The 18818-nt window shown below is 41.7% G+C and carries 16 protein-coding genes, 1 pseudogene and 1 riboswitch; of the genes and pseudogenes, 4 read left to right on the plus strand and 13 right to left on the minus strand.

Annotated elements, in window-relative coordinates:
* Positions 1 to 224: 224 nt before the first annotated feature.
* A pseudogene (locus tag P8610_RS13950) lies at positions 225 to 857 on the plus strand (class I SAM-dependent methyltransferase); the annotation flags it as partial.
* A 231-nt stretch (positions 858 to 1088) separates the two neighbouring features.
* Here the strand turns inward: P8610_RS13950 and P8610_RS13955 are convergent.
* On the minus strand, positions 1089 to 1601 hold the full coding sequence (locus P8610_RS13955) for a GNAT family N-acetyltransferase (protein ID WP_394604899.1): 513 nt from the start codon (positions 1599 to 1601) through the stop codon (positions 1089 to 1091).
* A 118-nt stretch (positions 1602 to 1719) separates the two neighbouring features.
* Between P8610_RS13955 and P8610_RS13960 the strand changes: the two genes are divergently transcribed.
* Positions 1720 to 2415: a class I SAM-dependent methyltransferase gene (locus tag P8610_RS13960; RefSeq protein ID WP_394604900.1), complete on the plus strand. Its 696-nt coding sequence runs from the start codon at positions 1720 to 1722 to the stop codon at positions 2413 to 2415.
* Between the two features lie 215 nt (positions 2416 to 2630).
* Here the strand turns inward: P8610_RS13960 and P8610_RS13965 are convergent, their stop codons facing one another.
* Positions 2631 to 4913: an ATP-dependent DNA helicase gene (locus P8610_RS13965; RefSeq protein WP_394604901.1), complete on the minus strand. Its 2283-nt coding sequence runs from the start codon at positions 4911 to 4913 to the stop codon at positions 2631 to 2633.
* Between the two features lie 213 nt (positions 4914 to 5126).
* Between P8610_RS13965 and P8610_RS13970 the strand changes: the two genes are divergently transcribed.
* Positions 5127 to 6086 (plus strand): isopenicillin N synthase family dioxygenase, encoded by a 960-nt coding sequence (locus P8610_RS13970; RefSeq protein WP_394604902.1) that lies wholly within the window; start codon positions 5127 to 5129, stop codon positions 6084 to 6086.
* A 36-nt stretch (positions 6087 to 6122) separates the two neighbouring features.
* On the opposite strand, the gene P8610_RS13975 is transcribed toward P8610_RS13970, so the two are convergent.
* The 3 genes from P8610_RS13975 to P8610_RS13985 all read right to left on the minus strand — a co-directional run bounded on the left by P8610_RS13975 (position 6123) and on the right by P8610_RS13985 (position 7791).
* Entirely contained in the window at positions 6123 to 6605 is a 483-nt protein-coding gene (locus P8610_RS13975) for a hypothetical protein (RefSeq protein WP_394604903.1), read from the minus strand.
* A gap of 107 nt (positions 6606 to 6712) precedes the next feature.
* The gene (gene mscL, locus P8610_RS13980; protein WP_394604904.1) at positions 6713 to 7174 is read right to left on the minus strand and encodes a large conductance mechanosensitive channel protein MscL; all 462 of its coding nucleotides are present in this window, start codon (positions 7172 to 7174) and stop codon (positions 6713 to 6715) included.
* Positions 7175 to 7230: 56 nt separating this feature from the next.
* Positions 7231 to 7791 (minus strand): 2'-5' RNA ligase family protein, encoded by a 561-nt coding sequence (locus P8610_RS13985; protein WP_394604905.1) that lies wholly within the window; start codon positions 7789 to 7791, stop codon positions 7231 to 7233.
* A 171-nt stretch (positions 7792 to 7962) separates the two neighbouring features.
* Between P8610_RS13985 and P8610_RS13990 the strand changes: the two genes are divergently transcribed.
* Positions 7963 to 8076, plus strand: coding sequence for a YjcZ family sporulation protein (locus P8610_RS13990; RefSeq protein WP_289496703.1), 114 nt, complete (start codon positions 7963 to 7965; stop codon positions 8074 to 8076).
* A 294-nt stretch (positions 8077 to 8370) separates the two neighbouring features.
* Here the strand turns inward: P8610_RS13990 and P8610_RS13995 are convergent, their stop codons facing one another.
* The 8 genes from P8610_RS13995 to P8610_RS14030 all read right to left on the minus strand — a co-directional run bounded on the left by P8610_RS13995 (position 8371) and on the right by P8610_RS14030 (position 18621).
* Positions 8371 to 9648, minus strand: a complete 1278-nt coding sequence (locus tag P8610_RS13995; protein ID WP_394604906.1) for a homoserine dehydrogenase — start codon at positions 9646 to 9648, stop codon at positions 8371 to 8373.
* Positions 9635 to 10732: a homoserine O-acetyltransferase MetX gene (gene metX, locus P8610_RS14000; RefSeq protein ID WP_394604907.1), complete on the minus strand. Its 1098-nt coding sequence runs from the start codon at positions 10730 to 10732 to the stop codon at positions 9635 to 9637. The genes P8610_RS13995 and metX overlap by 14 nt, the downstream gene beginning before the upstream one ends.
* Positions 10710 to 12401, minus strand: a complete 1692-nt coding sequence (gene acsA, locus P8610_RS14005) for an acetate--CoA ligase (protein ID WP_394604908.1) — start codon at positions 12399 to 12401, stop codon at positions 10710 to 10712. Before acsA ends, metX begins: the two co-directional genes overlap by 23 nt.
* A complete protein-coding gene (locus P8610_RS14010; protein WP_394604909.1) occupies positions 12398 to 13126 on the minus strand; it encodes an ABC transporter ATP-binding protein in 729 nt (242 codons plus the stop codon). The genes acsA and P8610_RS14010 overlap by 4 nt, the downstream gene beginning before the upstream one ends.
* A 15-nt stretch (positions 13127 to 13141) precedes the next feature.
* Positions 13142 to 13987, minus strand: a complete 846-nt coding sequence (locus P8610_RS14015) for an ABC transporter permease (protein WP_394604910.1) — start codon at positions 13985 to 13987, stop codon at positions 13142 to 13144.
* A 22-nt stretch (positions 13988 to 14009) separates the two neighbouring features.
* Positions 14010 to 14996: an aliphatic sulfonate ABC transporter substrate-binding protein gene (locus P8610_RS14020; protein ID WP_394604911.1), complete on the minus strand. Its 987-nt coding sequence runs from the start codon at positions 14994 to 14996 to the stop codon at positions 14010 to 14012.
* A 238-nt stretch (positions 14997 to 15234) separates the two neighbouring features.
* Positions 15235 to 17025 (minus strand): PLP-dependent aspartate aminotransferase family protein, encoded by a 1791-nt coding sequence (locus P8610_RS14025; RefSeq protein ID WP_394604912.1) that lies wholly within the window; start codon positions 17023 to 17025, stop codon positions 15235 to 15237.
* A 194-nt stretch (positions 17026 to 17219) separates the two neighbouring features.
* A riboswitch (SAM riboswitch) is annotated at positions 17220 to 17335 on the minus strand.
* 176 nt (positions 17336 to 17511) lie between these two features.
* The gene (locus tag P8610_RS14030) at positions 17512 to 18621 is read right to left on the minus strand and encodes a hypothetical protein (protein ID WP_394604913.1); all 1110 of its coding nucleotides are present in this window, start codon (positions 18619 to 18621) and stop codon (positions 17512 to 17514) included.
* Positions 18622 to 18818: the final 197 nt, after the last annotated feature.

Consider the following 18818-nt stretch of genomic DNA (forward strand, 5'->3'; position numbering starts at 1 on the left):
TAAATTTCTTAACATTCTACAGGCAGTTATCCCCTGTTTCAAGGGGTCATTCAGAACACAACTATTTTACTAGTTACTAGATACAGCAATGGATTAAGAGGATGTAAGGGCTTTCCTTTGCAGAATATTCTTTCATTTTAAAATTTACCAGTTCGACATCTTCCGCTATAATGATTACATTGTTTTGCTTTTGAAGATGATTTTCAGGTAAAGATAAAGGAGAGAACTTCATGGATCTTTTGTTAAAGGAAAGTCTGAAAGCAAGCTACAACGAACAAGCCGATTTACGCAATAAAGTAGAAATAGAGAGTTGGAAGGTTAGTGAGCTGAATTCTTTTATTTCAGCTCTTACTAATGAAAGCAGCCAAACTGTTCTTGATATTGGAGCAGGATCTGGTCAGCATGGTAAATACTTATCAGATCACAGCTTAGATGTAACGTGCATCGACCTCTCACCAAACATGGTAGAAACATGCCGTGCAAAAGGTTTAAAAGCAGAAGTGATGGATTATTACACATTAAACTTTGATGCTGAATCTTTTGATGCAGTATGGGCGATGAATACGCTGCTTCATGTTCCAAAAGTAAGTCTGCCTGCGGTACTTAAGAACATTCATACTGTCTTAGCAGAGGATGGTTTGTTCTACATGGGCGTATACGGCGGAAAGGATTCTGAGGGCGTATGGCAAGAAGATTCGTATATTCCAAAGCGGTTCTTTTCGTTTTATACAGATGACGATCTAGTAGAGGTGGTTTCTCCTCTTTTTGAGGTGCTAGACTTTCACATCGTTTCAGTAGCTGGCGGAAGTATGGACTTTCAATCGTTGCTTTTGCGGAAGAAAGGGATAGAGGGTTAATTTAAAGACTGCTCTAAAAAATGCTTTGTTTACTATCTTCTTTGACAAGTTGATTGGAGCATAAGGTGCGAGACTCCTGCGGGACAGGTGGGCAGGTGAGACACTTATACGTGAAACGTACGAATGTGGCTCACCGCCTGCCCCGCGGAAAGCGAAGCACCTGGAGCGGAAATTAACTACTTTCAATGCAATAATAGTCAAGCAAAAAAAGCTCCTCCATTAAGGGGCTTTTTATATTTCTCGCATGTATCGAATAGATATGTATTTATCGCTGCCTTCGCTAACCTTTTCTGATTGTTTAACAAATCCTTTTGCTTCATAAAATGGAATGCCTTTTTCGTTATCTTTCTGAGCAGATAGCCACTGTTTCTTTATCCCTAAACTTTTTTGATAGTCTGTGTAGTAGTTTAACAGCTGACTTCCTATTCCGAGGTTTCTTTTGTTTGGATCCATGTAAAACACAAAGATCTCTCCTGTTTCTTCTCCTGTCGTTCCCCCGCCGATCGCTCCCACCACATGTCCATCCTCTTTCGCCACAAAGTAACCGTGCCAATAATCGCTGAACTCCGTCACTTCTTTTAAGATACGATCCTCGTTATAGTACTCTTCTATCACTCGGTTTACATACGCTTCGTCTTCTAAATAGCCGTACGTTGCTCTCCATCCTTCTCGGCATACTCTGGCAATTCCTGAAACATCTTCAGAACCTGCTTTTTTTAACGTAATATCCTCTGTTTTTGTCAATTTCCTCACCTCTTTTTTTAGTCTGAACACCTCTATTATAATCTATTTTTTGGTAAAATAGAGGTATGCTATCCAGTCAGTCAGATCGCTATTTTTTAATAGAAAGGCGGAAGATGTTTTGACAGATTTGATCACAAAAAATGAACATATTTACGACATGCTAGACTCTCTCTTGCGTGATGAAGGCACCTTCTGGAACTCTTTTTATGAAGATCGAAATAAAAAGATTCCTTTTTTTGTGGAAGCACCTGATGAAAATCTAGTGAACTATGTGGAGCGTGGATGGATTCAGCCTGGCCGCGTATTAGAACTCGGCTGCGGACCCGGACGCAATGCAATCTTTCTTGCGCAGCTGGGATTTGAAGTAGATGCGGTAGATCTCTCTAGTGAAGGTCTAGATTGGGCTCGTGAACGCACCTCTGAAAAAGGAGTGGATGTGAACTTTATACAAGGTAACATCTTTAAGCTGGATCTGCCTCTTCATGATTATGACTTAATCTATGATTCAGGCTGCTTTCACCACGTTCCCCCTCATAGACGTGTTAGCTATTTGAATCTATTAAACAACTGTTTAAAAGATGGCGGACATTTTGCCATTACTTGCTTTGACGCGGTTGGAATGGGGTTGGATATCCCTGACAAGGATGTTTATAGGGATCGCTCGATGCAAGGAGGTCTTGGCTACACGTTTGAACGGATGCGGGAAGTTTTTTCTGAGTTTACAGAGATCGAATTGCGGAAGATGAAAGAAATTACACAGCCTGCTGATACATTTGGAGTGCCTTTTTTAAATGCAGGGCTGTTTAAACGATAAAAAGAAACACTTGGAGCGGGTCTCCAAGTGTTTTTATGTATAAACCCATTTTCTAGGCTGACGATAAACTGTTGGAAATCTTTTATAGGCCCTTGTTATGAATTTTTAGTCCTTCAAAATTTTTCATGGGCCTTTAAATTATTTTATAGTCCTTCAAATTTATTTATAGGCCCTCAAATTATTTTATAGGCTTTTCGACAATTCCACCTAACTAATTATCTATCCAACACCACAAAATCACGCCATTCCTCTGGCAGCATCTCCATATACTTCCTCGTCAGAAACCGGTCATCAACGAGAACGAGCGTCCCCCGGTCCTCTTCTGATCGGATTACGCGTCCACCAGCTTGAAGTACTTTGTTCATTCCAGGATACACATACGCAAAATCATAACCGTTCTTGCCCGCACTCTGGAAATAATTCTTCATCGTATCACGTTCTAATCCAACTTGCGGCAGTCCAACCCCTACAATCACTGCACCGGTGAGCTTGTCCCCTTTTAAGTCAATTCCTTCTGAGAAGATCCCACCCATGACAGCGAATCCCACAAGAGATTTCTCCTCTACAGAATCAAAATGAGCTAAAAACGTTTCTCGTTCTTCCTCTGTCATACCTGGATGCTGAACAATAGGATGAAATGGCGGATCCTTTTCTAACAACCGTTCATAGACATCCGTCATGTATCTGTATGATGGGAAAAAGACAAGGTAGTTACCTGGCCGTTTATCTGATAAATCCATAAGCATTTCTGCAATAGGCTCTATGGATTGTTCACGATCTTTATAACGTGTGGAAAGTGGCTGAACGAAAACATCAAGCTGATCCATTTCGTAAGGAGAAGGCATCCGAATTACATAATCTTCTTCCTCTCCTCCAAGCATTTCACGAAAATAAGAAAGCGGTGAGAGCGTTGCCGAGAAAAAGACACGTGAACCGTACTTCTTACCTGTTTGAAAAAGCAGCTTTGATGGATCCATACAGAACAAACGAATGCTCACTTCACTCTTGAAAACGGAGATGAACGTAACAAATCGTTCATCATAAAATTGAGAGATCTTCACCCATTGAAGTGCTTCAAAAAAGGTTTCCAACAAACGCTCGTCACTATCCCCGCTGGCTAGCAGCTGTTCAGCTTGGACCATAAATGCCTCGAGACATCCCACTAGCTCTTCTGGCATATCAGGCACAGCGGCTTCTTTTTCTCCATGTTCTTTTTTCAATTTCAAAAATTCATCATTTACTGCTTTAGCTGTTCTCCAAACTCCATCATGCTTTCCTTTAAAATCACGGGAAAGCTGCAAAAAAGAAGATTTTATAATCTCGGCTGAATACATGCCGCGCGCCCTATCCACTAAGTTATGAGCTTCGTCCATCAAGAGTACGGTACGCTTTTTCTGTTCTTCAAACAAGCGTTTAAAAGAGACACGAGGATCGAAAACGTAGTTATAATCACAGATCACAGCGTCTGCAGCATAGGCAAGATCAATAGAAAACTCGAATGGACACACTTTATGCTTTTGGGCATAGTCCGAAATAACGGTGCGATCCATAACCGTCTCGTTCTTCAAGATATCAAGCACAGCGCCGTTGATTCTGTCATAATATCCATCAGCAAACTCACAATACGCCGATTCACAGCGCGTTTCCTCTTTGAAGCACACCTTATCTTTTGCGGTGATGGTCGTACTTTGCAGAAACAATCCTTTCTTCTTCATTAACACTAGCGCTTCCTCAGCATTCTTACGATTGAGCGTTTTAGCTGTTAAATAAAAGATTTTCTCTGCTTTTTCCTCTCCAAGGGCTTTAACTGCAGGAAAAAGTGTCGAAATCGTCTTGCCGGTGCCTGTTGGTGCATTCGCAAAAAGTGTCTTTTTATCAGCGATCGTTTTATAGACAGCACCAGCAAAGTTACGCTGTCCGTTTCGGTATGCAGCGAAGGGAAAAGCTACATCCCGAATACTGTCATTTCTTTTTTGCAGATTATGCAGTCTTAGCTTCGCATATGGAGCATAGCTTTTCACAAGCTGAAGCATAAAATCCTCAAGCTCCTGAAAGGTTACATCTTCCTGAAACCTCTTTTGTTCGCCCGAATCGACCTGAACATATGTGAGCTGTACGGTTACTTTGTCTTTGTCTTCTCTTTCCATGTATATGTAGGCATAGACTTTCGCTTGAGCCCAGTGAACAGGATAGGATTCTCTCGTAATCTCGTTTAAATTCCGAGCGGTTGATTTGATTTCATCGATTGTAACGGATTCATCACGCAATAGAAGACCGTCACAGCGTCCCTCTATCATGTATTCCATATCCTCATGTAGATAGCTAGTTTGCAGAAACACCTCTGCTGCATCCGCTTCTTCATATGTTTTTTGTATCGTTTGATGGGCTTTAGTCCCTTCAATTAAAGAGGAGGTCGACTTAAATCCAGATTCAATACTCCCTGATCGAAAAACATATTCAACTAGCGATCGAACAGAGAGTTTCACAGAATAAGTCATACTTTCACCCTCCAATTCCGATTAAAATAATAGCTTCATTGTAGCATATAAGCTAAATGATTCCGCCTTCCACTTCCAATATCTTTCATTTTCATCATACTTTAGATAAGCATTAGTACTATTCCTATAAATAGTTATTGTCACAGAAAACTTTTATGATAAAATGTAAAGAGTTTGAAAGCGATTACATAAAAGTCTAGGAGGCTATACAATATGTCTACTTTATCTGCTTCACTCGTAAAAACACTGAACTTAAAAAACTTTACACATGGTACATCCCATCAGCGAAAAGAATTTGCTGTTCAATTTGAAGCAGGTTTAAAAGAAACGGGCTTCATCATTTTAGAAGGCCATGGTGTGAATACACATCTGATTGAAAAGAACTATGAACTATGGGAAAAGTTCTTTACTCTTGATACAGCTATTAAAGCGAAGTATGAGGGTGTTGAAGGCGGTGCACGTGGATACACTGGTTTTGGGAAAGAGCATGCGAAGAATCGTAAAGTTGGAGACTTAAAAGAGTTTTTCCATGTGGGTCAAGAGCTTCCTGTCGGCCACCCGCTTTCCAGTGATTATGCTGCAAATGTATGGCCTGAGGAAGTTGCTGAACTTCGCCAGTACGCGTTGAACTTCTATCGTGAACTTGAGCGTGTTGCTCGCAACATGCTTGAAGCACTAGCGATTCAAATGGATCTGCGACCACGATTTTTCGCAGACATGATCCAAGACGGCAACAGCATCCTTCGTGCCATTCACTACCCGCCGCTTGATGATTCTATGGATAAAGGTGCCATTCGTGCAGGTGAACACGAAGACATCAACTTGATCACACTTTTAGTAGAATCAACAGCTTCTGGTCTTGAGCTTCTTACACGCGAAGGAGAATGGGTACCGGTTAAAGCTGAAAAAGGACAGATCATCGTTGACGCTGGTGACATGCTTTCACGCATTACGAATGAAGTGATTCCTGCAACAACACACCGAGTGGTAAACCCTGAAGGCGAGAATACATCTCGTTACTCTATGCCTTTCTTCGTGCACCCTTACCCGAACTCGTTGCTCGAAACCATTCCATCATGTATTTCTGCAGACAACCCAGAGAAATACCCACCGATTACAGCTGGTGACTTCTTATACGAGCGTCTCGTTGAAATTGGACTTATCAAAAAATAGACGAATAAAAAAGCTGATCCCACTGGATTAGCTTTTTTATTGTACAACATGCCCGCTATACGGTTTTTCCCAGTCTTTTTCTTGAAAGGATTGAAGCATGCCTACCTGCCACTTATTCTTTTTATTAAAAGAAATGTATACGTTCGGATAGTGCTTCTCTTTTCCTTTTTCCATCATAACAATGTCAACAGTTCCATTAGGCCAGCCGTCATCCATTCGTATACTTAAATGATCGTATGATTTCAGGTAAGTCCCTTCGATAAACAGTTTTTTATTACGGCTTACCCAGCTGCGTCTTGCGCTGTTCTCTTCAATCGTTACGTCTTCATCATAAGCTCCATTAAAAAAATAAACGTGATCAAACGCTTTTTCAAAATCTTGATTTGCAGCATACTTTAAAAACTGTGTTGCTTGCTGACTCGCTTGGTATTTTACCAATAGATCTGGCCCCAAAAGTAAAGAGAATACAACTAAAAATAGTCCTGTCAATATCCACGTAACTTTTCGAAAATTCCCCATACAAACTACCTCTATTCTTTTTCCTTAAAAATAACCATTTATTGTAATTATGTCTATGGTAAAAACATGATAGATTTGTGATTTAATTGAAAACAAAAACAGCCCTCTTACTCAGAGGACTGTTTCAGAACGGCATCATCGTTTAAATCTGCTGTACAGTTTTGGCATTTCACTGCTCTCAATGGGATTGTGGATAAGCAATACTTGCATTCTTTTGTATCCGGTTCTTTCACTTCTTCCTTTTTCTTAAGGCGGTTGATTTGCTTCACCACAAGAAATATAACAAGTGCAATAATCAGAAAGTTGATAAGCGTATTGATAAAAAGGCCATAGTTTAGTGTGGCAGCCCCAGCTTTTTGAGCATCAGCTAATGAGGAATAATCCCCTTTTCCCAAGTTTATGTAGAGATTGCTAAAATCCACTTTTCCTAGCAGCAAACCAATTGGCGGCATGATAACATCATCCACGAGTGAAGTGACGATTTTACTGAAGGCTGCTCCAATAATGACTCCGATGGCAAGATCAATCACGTTGCCGCGCATAATAAATGTTTTAAATTCTTTCCACATCTACCTTAATTCCTTTCTGTTTCGCTATTATATGTATAACCATACTGTATTCACTTTCAAACATCATCCGATATCAAATCATATCCCTTATTCAGATTTACCGTCAATATATCTTTTACACTCGTACAAACATCTGCTTCATACTGAAGTTTAATTAATGCGATGCTGTCAAGTGTGGCATGAAAAGGCTGCAGGTTTCGTGCCGAATAGTCAAACGCCTTTACTAAATCTTCATGTGATAAGTCCATTACAATCGTACAATGAGGAACCCAATTAGAAGGAGCATACAAAGATTTAGGGTCTACATAGTTCTTAAACTGTTCGTGATATCGCTGATGAAAATCTGTCAGAACCTTATTTTTAGTAGGTGCGGCATATAATGTTCCACTGTTCAAAAATATACTTAACGATGGAAAAAATAAAGGCAAAGCTGACGTATGTTCAAAGTAATTTTTCATATCACGTTTAAACGTTTCGATCTCTACCTCTGGATGTGTAGCGAGAGTAACGTGCGGTCTCATGCCATGACCTACAATCCCCAGGCTCTTCATCCCTTCCCTTAAATCACATAGTTTCTTTTCTGATTCAAAATCTAGATATCCGATTATAGCGTACATGTAAAGTTGCCTCCCCTTTTAGAGTAATTATACAGAAATTATTAATTTGGTAAATACATCCATAGTTAAAATGCCCTATCCGCTCTTGTCCCGAAAAAATGGGCTAATTTCGCCCAAACCTTTAACTTGTACCGCTAATATTCTGTCATTGTAAAGAAGGAGGTGGGTTAAATGGGATATAAGTACGGAAACAGTTTCGCTCTAATCGTTGTGCTATTTATCTTGTTAATCATCGTTGGGTGCTGTTGGTGCGGTGGTTACGGCGGCGGACACGGCTGGTGCTAATCAGTTCATTTCCTGAGTGGAAATAAAAGCGCTGATCTATCCATGTAATCAATTGCGTTAAAACCTTTTGCTTTAACAACCCCTCGTATGATAACAGAGAGAGAAACTAGAGAGAGAAAAAAGGCCTGCACTCTATTGAGGGCAGGTCTTTATAGTTTATTTGCTCGTTCGCGGGGTTTTTGCGCGCTCACGAACTTTCATGCTCGCTCACGACGAAACCTACACAAAAAAAACATCGCAGGAGCCACTCTGCAATGTTCGTATAATCCACTTGATGAAACTGCTTCTATCAACCTATAAATTTATTACTTTTTTCAACAGCAGATCCTTCTGCACAGCCCTTCCCTCTGCCTTCTTCACCTTTCCTGCGACTTCATAAACAACAAGGTCCGGATTTTCTTCTAACAAAGAAGCTGTATTCACTTGACATTTAATCAGCAAATATACGGTATCACCTTTTACTTCTTGTTTTAAGATCTCTACTTCATCTGTTCCATGAAATCCTACAGAAGAGCCTATGACAACATATTCTCCAACTAACGTAGAGTCTGCATTCTCACTGCTTACGGCTGCTGCAATAGAGGCTGATTTTTTCTTTTTAACGAATGAAGAACTAGATTGAAGCACATAGGTCAAGTCTTCCACCATGGCGCTTGCCGTTGGAAGTTTTCCTGCCCCTGCTCCTTGAACCGTTACTTTACCCGCAAGACTTGTTTCAACCATGATCGCATTTTGAACATCTTCTACCCCATACAAAGGGTGAGCTGCATCAACCAATACAGGTTTGACAGAAGAAATGAATTGGTCGCGGTCACGTCGGATCCGCGCCAAATGCTTTACCTTATAGCCCCAGTCCTTAAATACAGCGATCTGCTCTGAGGTTACTTCTGTTATTCCTTTACGTTCAACGTCCTCCCATTCTGGCGACTCACCAAACGACAACTCGCTAAGGATCATTAACTTATAAAAAGCATCATAACCTTCTACATCACTTGCAGGGTCAGCTTCTGCATACCCGAGCTTCTGTGCAGAGTTCAAGACATCATGGAATGCTAATCCCTTTTCCCTCATATTTGTTAAAATATAGTTGGAGGTGCCATTAAGGATAGCTTCAACGGAATGAATTTCATTTACTTGCAGCAGCTGTGCGATGCTGCGGATAATTGGTGTCCCACCAGCCGTTGTTGCCTCAAAACCAACGAAGCGTTCTAGCTGTTCCGCCTTATCCAGCAATGTCCTTCCATATCTCGCAAACATCACTTTGTTCGCTGTGATAACATGGCACCCTTTTTCAAGGGCACGGCTCAAGTAAGTAAAGCCAGGCTCTTCTCCTACAATCGCTTCAAACACGATCTGCAGTCCCTCAATTGCCAGGATCTCTTCAAAGTCTGTTGTTACTGTAACATGTTCATCCACATCACGTTTTTTTGATCCGTCTTTTACAAGGATTCCTTCAATCACAACCTCTTCACCCAAAACTGCCTTAAGCTGTTCACTATGTGTTTTCAGTGCTTCATATACACCTTGGCCGACGGTTCCAAACCCGAGCAACGCCGCTTTAATAGGTGCCATATTGCAGCCTCCTTTCTTGTCTCAATGCTTCCTTCACATAAGGTCCCCATTTTTCAAATTCAACTAAAAATCCATCATGACCAAAGTCTGTTTGAATCGAATAATACGTTCCAAATCTCGTATGTTTTACAAAATCCTCAATCGCTTCTGGAGGATATAGCAGATCACCTTCATAACCAAACGCATGCACTTCAGCTTGAATTTGCGAAGCTGCACGCTCCCATCCTCCAAGTCTATCCCCAATATCATGAGCGTTCATTGCGTATAGAAGAGTAACATAGCTGTCGATATTAAACCGTTTGGTCAGCTTCTCTCCCTGATACGTAAGGTAGGAATCCACTTGGAAAAACGGCTTTCCTTCATCATCCGTATCCTTCACTTCCCGATTAAAACGATCGTTGAATAGTTTAGGCTGGCGATACGTCAATAACCCTGCCATTCTTGCAATCTCCAAGCCTTTTAACCTGTCGCTACCATCGTAATTACCGCTTTTATATACTGGATCACTCTCAATCGCGTGAAGTGCAAGTCTATTAAAGGCCACACCATAATCACTTAAATACGGGGTAGCAGCAAAAACAAATACTTTTTCTAAAAAATACGGAAACTGAACAGCCCATTCTAAAGCCTGCATCCCGCCTAACGATCCACCCATCACGGCTAGAAGCCTAGGAATCCCTAAAATCCCGAGTGCTTGTCGCTGTGCTCGCACCATGTCTCTAACCGTTACAAAAGGAAACACCTTCCCGTAAGGTTCTCCCGTTTCAGAGTTGGTCTTTGTTGGACCTGTTGAACCGCTGCATCCTCCTAAAACATTAAAAGTAATGACTTGAAATTGATTGGTATCGATGTATTGATCGGAACCAATCAATCCTCTCCACCAGCCTGGATCTTCTTCTGATCCAAACGCGTATTGATTTCCAGTCAAAGCGTGACAAAGCAGGATGACAGGCCCGCTTGTGTTCCCTGTTTTTTCATAAGCGAGTTCCGCATCTCGAATAACTTTGCCTGACTCTAAAGCAAATTCGCCGATCCTCACCTTACCTATTTTTCTCGTGGTTTCAAGCAAGTTTTTGTAACTCACGGGCTTTCAGCTCTCTTCGCAAAATTTTTCCGCTGATCTTTGTTTTTGGCAGTTCTTCTACCACTTCAATCTCCCGAGGAGCAGCATGTGCCGCAAGCTCACCTCTGACAAAGATACGGATTTCTTCCAAAAGCTCACTGCTTGGTGTGTATCCCTCTTTTAAAACAATAAAAGCTTTCACGATCTCACCGCGGATGGGATCTGGTTTTCCTATGACTCCTGCTTCTGCTACAGCTTTATGTTCAATTAATTTACTTTCCACTTCAAACGGCCCGATTCTTTCTCCTGAAGAATTGATCATGTCATCTGATCGTCCTTGGAAAAAGATATATCCATCTTCGTCCTGATAGGCAAGATCTCCTGAAACATACCATTCACCCCAGCTAAAGTAGGAGTTATACTTTTCAGGATTTTGCCAAACCTCTCTCATAATGGCTGGCCATGGTGCTTTAATCGCTAAGTGACCGACTGAATAAGGAGGCAATTCTTTCCCGTCTTCATCCAATACCGAAACTGAAATGCCCGGAAATGCTTTACCCATTGAACCCGGTTTGATCGGTTCGGTCGGCAGGTTGACGATCAGCTGTGCACCCGTTTCAGTCATCCACCACGTATCATGAATTCTTTTTCCAAGTATATTCTTTCCCCAATAAATTACTTCAGGATTCAACGGCTCTCCCACACTCAAGATGTGACGGAGATTTGATAAATCGTATTCCTCAGGCAGCTGATTTCCTTTTGCCATCATCATCCGAAAAGCTGTAGGCGCGCTATACCATACGGTCACTCCTGTTTTTTGCAGTGTTTCATACCACGTTTCCGCTTTAAATCTGCCACCGTGAACGACAATCGTTGCTCCGTTCAACAGTGGAGCGAACACACCATAAACGGTTCCTGTTACCCATCCAGGATGTGCCGTGCACCAATAAACATCATCTTCTGTAATATCTAAGACCCAGCGACCTGTTAAGTATTGCTGTCCCATGGCACGATGAGCATGAATAATCCCTTTAGGTTTCCCAGTTGAACCTGACGTATAGTGGATGTTCAACCCATGTTCCGGGTCTACCCATTCAATCAGACAATCTGTGTTATCAACGTTCTTTAGCTCATCTAGTAATGAGATTTCTCCATTTTCACCTTCTCCATCTGTTAAAAACACAGTGTGAAGACTTGGCAGTTCTTGACGCGGTACTCGCTTATAAAGATCACGATCCGTAATTAAAAACGTTCCTTCACAATCTGCGATACGATCTCTTACTGCATCTGACATAAATGCTTCAAATAAAGGTCCAACAATGGCTCCTAGCTTAATTGCTGCAAGCATCGCAATGTGACAATGAGGGTGTTTAGGCAGGAATACGAATACAAAATCCCCTTTCTTCACACCATGCTTTTTTAGAACCGCTGCCCATTCGTCCGTTGATTCCTTGAGCTCTTCGTAACTAATTCGGTATTCTTCAGAATCATCTATATAATGGAGAGCCGTCTTTTCTCCTCTGCCCTCTTCGACATGACGGTCCACACATTCGTAAGCCATGTTTGTTTTTCCGTCTAGTCTTCTGTTGAATTTGTCTTTTACGAAGTCCCATGAGAAAGGAACATCGACTCTATCTGTATCAATATTGTGTGTTCCAGCGACTGGCTGTATGGTGGCTAGTCTTGTCATTGCGGATCACCTGCAGCTTTCTTTTCGACGTTTAGTAGATTTAAGATGTGCGCTTTTTGTTTGGATAGATACGCATCTCCACGTGTTCTAGGCTTTGGTTTCTCGACCAGGACTTCAGCGTAAACCTCGCCTGGCTGACCTTTTAAAATGAGTATTCGATCACATAGATAGAGCGCTTCGTCAATGTCATGCGTGACGAGGAGCATCGTTGTTTTCTTTTTTTGCCAGATCGATAATAGAAGATCTTGCAGCTGCATTTTTGTAAAAGCATCTAGAGCACTGAACGGTTCATCTAAAAGGAGAACTTCTGGTTCTGTAATGAGCGCTCTGGCAATCGCAGTCCGCTGCGCCATTCCGCCAGATAAGTCTTTCGGATAATGATTTTCAAAACCCTTAAGGCCAACAAGGTCTAAATAGGTTTGATATTTATTAGAAGTTCTTTCTTCTTTTTTTAAGCCGAATGAAATGTTTTTGCTTACTGAGAGCCACGGCAGAAGGCGAGGTTCCTGAAACATCATACCGACTCCATTGCTTTCTTCATTACTTGATATCTTGCCTTCATAATGTGGATCAAGCCCCGATAACACTCGTAGCAACGTGCTCTTACCGCATCCGCTCGTACCTAAAATACCAATGATTTCTCCCTTATCTACAGAGAAGTTGATGTTTTGAAACCCCGCTTGATCGTTATTAAACGTTCGTTTTAATCGTTTTACATTCAGCATCCTTTTCCCCTCCTTCTACACCTGATTGTTTATGCTGTCTTGCCATTTTAACGAGCGATATTCAATCCATTTCAATAACGCATCTGTACCTTTTCCGAGTATGGCAAACAGCAGTATGCTCGCAATAACCGTGTCCGGTGAATACGTGTTCTGTCCGACAACAAGCAGATAGCCTAACCCTTCACTAGCTCCCATCAGTTCTGCTGCTACTACAAACATCCAGCCAAGTCCCAGTCCGCTTCGCATACCTGTGATGAACGATGGCAATGCAGCTGGCAAGATAATGCGCTTCGTTAACTGAAAGGGTGTGAGTTGATAAATTCTTCCTACTTCGATCAGCTTACGGTCAACGCCTTGAATGCCTGCCACGATATTCAAATACACCGGGAAGAACACGCCCACTGCTATCAATGAAATCTTTGAAGGTTCTCCAATCCCCATCCAAAGAATAAAAAGCGGTACCCAAGCAAGAGAAGGAATAGAACGGAACGCTTGAAATAATGGATCTAAGACCTGTTCAGCCGTTTTGGCGTAACCAACGATCGCCCCAATCACAACTGCTGCTATTGTACCGATTGCGAAACCTAGAAAGACACGAGTCAAAGTGATGGACACGTGACCAAAAAGAGAACCGTCTCTATACATACTCGTTATTTTCTCTAAAATAACGCTTGGTGCCGGAAGCAGGTGTGGAGCAAGAAGTCCTGCTCTAGCGGCAATCTCCCAGGCTATGAGAAGGATGACAGGCAGAATGGACCCTAAAACAAATCCTCTGCCAATCTGAAATAATCCTTTTGAAGTAGAGAGCTTTTGAGGGGAAGCTCTCTGTCCCAATTTCCATTTTTGTGTTTCAGATATCATCGACACTTCCTCCTCTCACTCTTTATTTTTTGACTACTTTCTCTGCGTATTTTGGATTGATCAGTTCACTTACAAGCTTTTGGACGTCAGTATCTTTTTTGACAATCTCTTCTGCCTGGAGAACTTCGCCTGCAGCCGATATAGCTTTTTCGTGCTGTGATCCTGGAACAGGTTCCGAGAAGTTATTTCGTTGGAGTTGTTTTTTTGCGACATCTTCTTTAATCCCCGCCTCTTCAGATAAAAGTTTTGCTGCTTCTTCAGGATTTTCCAGTGTCCATTTTCTTGCTTTTTCGTATAGCTCAATCACTTGTTCCACCTGCTTCGGGTGGTTTTTTGCAAACTCAGATCGTACGTTTAACGTTCCATACGTATTAAAATCAGGGTTACGGTAGATGTACTGTGCACCGGATTCTACTTCTGTTCTGGCCATATGCGGATCTAAGCCGGCCCAAGCATCCACTTGCCCTTTTAGTAAGGCGTTGGCACCGTCTGCGTGCTGCAGATTTACGATTTGTACGTCTTTTGCAGAAAGGCCAGCATCAGCAAGAGCTCGAAGTAAGAAGATGTGCGGATCCGTTCCGAAAGTTGCCGCTACCTTTTTACCTTTAAGGTCTTTCACATCCTTAATCGGTGAACCATTCTTAGCAACAAGTGCTGTCCATTCAGGCTGTGAATAGATGTAAACCGATTCAATTGGTGCTCCTTTGTCTTTTGCGATAAGTGCAGCAGCACCAGCAGTAGATCCGAAATCAACACTATCTGAATTCAAGAACTCAAGTGCTTTGTTGCTTCCCTGGCTCTGAACCCATTCCACTTCAATGCCTTCTTTTTTAAACGTTTCTTCTGCCCAGCCAAATTTTTTAAGTGCTAAGCTTGTTGGCGAATAAAATGCGTAATCCAATCTGATTTTCTCAGGTTTTTCTCCTTCTTTTGCAGAGCTTGAACAGCCTGCTAAAACCAATGCGCCAGCGATGCTTACCACCAGCGATATTTTCTGCCAAATTTTCATAATGTGTTTCCCTCCACTTTTATCTCTTTGTCTTTGAGCTGTTTCTAATGTTCCTTCTGGAAGTGGTTGATTTCCTTTCTAGAATGTTCGCTTTCCACGGGGCGTGCGGTGAGCCACATAGTTGCTTTGCACTTGATGTGTCTCACCTGTCCCGCTGCTCCTTGTAGGAGTCTCGCATCTTGCACTCCAATCAACTTGCAAAGAAGATCGTACAAAAATCACCTTTAATCAATAACATTTATAATTCACAAGCGTATGTTGCAATCGTTCCTCTTAAACGCTGAGCTTCTTTGTACGTACATCTGTTATGAACAACATCAATCCCTGCATCTTTTGCAATCCTTGCTGCTTCTGGTGAAATAACGCCTTCTTGCAGCCAGAACACTTTCGGCTGAGTAATAGCCGCTTCTTTCGCCAGTTCAACCGCTGCTTCAGGACTTCTAAACACTTGAACAACGTCAATTGGAAACGGGATGGACTTCAGATCTGGATAGGCTTCTTCATCAAGCACTTCGGTTTCTCTTGGGTTAACCGGAACAACCTTATATCCGAGGCGCTGCATTTTTCTTGCAAGTCTGTGACTTGGTCTTGCTGGATTTGAACTTAAGCCCACTATAGCAAGTGTCTTTGGCCGTTGAATTTCTTGGCCGTTCTCTGTTGATCTGTATATTGATGATTGCAGCGCCCAGCGAATGACCCCTTCATCATTGATTGTGATTTCTGTTTTATCAGATCCAATGCCAGTTGCGACTTGAATGGCGCGATCAAGATCATTCGTTAAATCTTTCACCGATTCAAGTCCGATCGATAAGCGAATGAGCTCTTCTGTAACACCTGTTGCTAGCAACTCTTCACCGCTTAGCTGCTGATGTGTTGTTGAAGCAGGATGGATAATTAATGATTTCGCATCTCCCACGTTTGCAACATGTGACCATAGTGAAATGTTGTTAATTACTTTGCGGCCTGCATCGTGTCCCCCTTTAATTCCAAAGTTTACGATTGAACCGAAGCCGTTGCTTAAGTACTTTTTAGCCAGTTCATGACTTCGGTGAGATGTTAGCCCAGGGTAGGACACCCAATCGACTGCTGGATGTTTTTCAAGATACTCCGCAACTTCCTGCGCATTTTTTGCATGTTTTTCTACTCTTAAGTGCAGCGTCTCTAAACCTTGTAAAAGAAGAAACGCATTATGCGGGCTTAAGCAAGCTCCAAAATCTCGTAATAACTGGACACGCAGTTTCGTTGCAAATGCCAACGTTCCAAAATCATTTGCATATCGAAGTCCGTTATAGCTTCTATCAGGCTCCGTGAATCCCGGGTACTTTTCTGAGTTCCAATTAAAACGTCCTCCGTCAACCACCACTCCTCCAATTGCTGTTCCGTGACCGCCGATCCATTTTGTAGCCGAATGGATGACGATATCAGCTCCCCAGCTTAAAGGCTTTGTTACATATGGTGTCGCGAACGTGTTATCAATGAGCAGCGGCACTCCATTTTCATGCGCGATGTCCGCTACTGCTTCAATATCTAGAACATTCAGGCTCGGGTTTCCGATTGTTTCAGCGAAAAAAGCCTTCGTATTTGGTGTAACCGCCTTTCGGAAATTCTCTGGATCTTCAGCATCAACGAATTTTACGTTGATTCCGTATTTCGGTAGAGTAGTAGAAAATAAGTTGTACGTTCCGCCATACAGATTTGTAGCAGCAACGATCTCATCACCAGCATGTGCGATATTAAGAATGGCTAGGGCGATGGCTGACATGCCTGATGAAGTAGCTACCGCTGCAACACCGTCTTCTAAGAGAGCTACTCTTTTTTCAAACACATCCACTGTCGGGTTTCCAATTCGGCTGTAAATGTTTCCAGGCTCATCAAGTGCGAATAGACTTTGTGCGTGATCGGTATCTGAAAAAACATAGGAAGTAGTTTGATAGACTGGCACTGCTCGCGAACCTGTCGTTGGATCGGGCGCTTGCCCTCCGTGTAAAAGCAATGTCTCAATGTCGTATCCGTCAAAAGATTTTGTCATGTTAATCTCTCCTTGTATTTTGTGAATTTAAGTTAATAAAATCTATAGGAAAACTAGGGATAAAGGTTAGTACTTTTCCCTTGTCTCATATGCAATTTTTAAAATGAAAATGGATTACGGTGTGAAGTTTTATGTTGAAGAAAAATAAGGGGAAAAAGAAAAACCCCCTTCCTAAGAAGAGGGTTTTGGTCCTCCTCTTATCTTTCAGATCAAAAACGATCTGTAGGAATTGGCACCTTTCCAAACCAAATGTGGTTTGTTGGTTGCCGGGCTTCATCGGGCCTAGTCCCTCCGCCTCTCTGGATAAGAGATAATTAAATTATGTTTAACACATTACCGTGCTGATGTTTGTTTTGTTCTTGAATAGGATTATAGAGGAAGACGTTTTAGAAAGTCAACCGTTTTTTGAAAAATCATAAAAGTTATACAAAATACTTAGTGTTCAACTGTCAGCTTTGAATTAAGATTATGCCCATGCTATGCCAGTTATGCTAACTTTGTTCCACTTTTTTCATCAGTCCACTGAAATTCTTCAATCCTTTTCACAAGTACCGGTATTCGGTTGGCGATTGCCTCCCTTTCTCCGTAACGAATTTTTTGTTCAGACGTTAATTCATCAGACTGGAGCAGTTCCCAATGCGATGCAGCTAAACTTGTCAACTGAATGAACTCTTCTTGTTTCACTCTCTGTTTTACAATAAGGTCGCCATTAGAGTATCCTTCTAAAAATCCATCTGCCATTCTGTGCAATCTGTCTTCAAAACGATCAAATTCATGTTTTGCGTATCGTGGCGCGTTATAAAATGTCGGAAACAGTGTTCGGTAGTTATTGAGAAAGTTTCCTGCTAATGAATCCCCGCTGTATAAAATTGGTACAGGATCAATTAAACTTACTCTTCCGTCAAGGTGAATCAATACATTTTCCGGGGACGTATCTTGATTTGCAAATGTAATATTATGCTCATCAATCTCTCTATTCTTCATACATTCTTGAAGCTGAATAAGAGCTGCTGGATGTATAGAGCTATTATAAGTATTCATAAATTTTTTAAAATCAGAGATATACTCTTCGTTCTCTTCTTTCATAAATGCAGAAGCACTTGATTTGATCTGACCTTCAATTTTATTCCCGTTCCATTGCAGATAACCAAAGCCTTTTAACCCATGTTTTGCGGTATTCATATTTCTGAAGAACTCGCCTAATTCCGCGCCGACTTGGAACGCCTCTACATATGTAAAATGTTCTAGTTTTATGGCTTTACCTGCATACGACTCGACCGTAAACGTTTTGTCTTTTTCTACATGGTAGTAAAAGAATTCTGGGCATATTCCAGGCTTAACGGAATTAGCTAGCTCATAGTAGGCTTTTGTACCGGCATATTCGGCATAAGAAGCCGCTTCATCAAACTCAATTTTTCTGCCGTATGCTTCTGCTTTAGGGAATCGAACGACCACTGGGTCACCTATGCGCAGCTGAACGAGATATGCATAATGCCAAGCTCCTTCGCCTAAGTATTGGACTTGCGTTGGATCTTTAAGCTCTTCAAGTCCACTTTTTTGCAAAGCATAGTCAATCAAGTCAAATGTCTCTTTCATAAGATGTTCCTCTTTCTTTTATGAAAATACGATTTATGAAACATATATTCGGTAACTGTCGAAAAAAATCCTTTTTTTATTGAAAATTTGTAGGTCTGAAGTCATAGTTCAGGTCCGTATTCTCATTTTGCGCTCGTAAATCTCATTTTGCGCTCGTAAATCTCATTTTGCGCTCGTAAATCTCATTTTGCGCTCGT

Origin of the sequence: Fictibacillus sp. UD, from assembly GCF_043558025.1 — a bacterium.
Lineage (GTDB): Bacteria > Bacillota > Bacilli > Bacillales > Fictibacillaceae > Fictibacillus.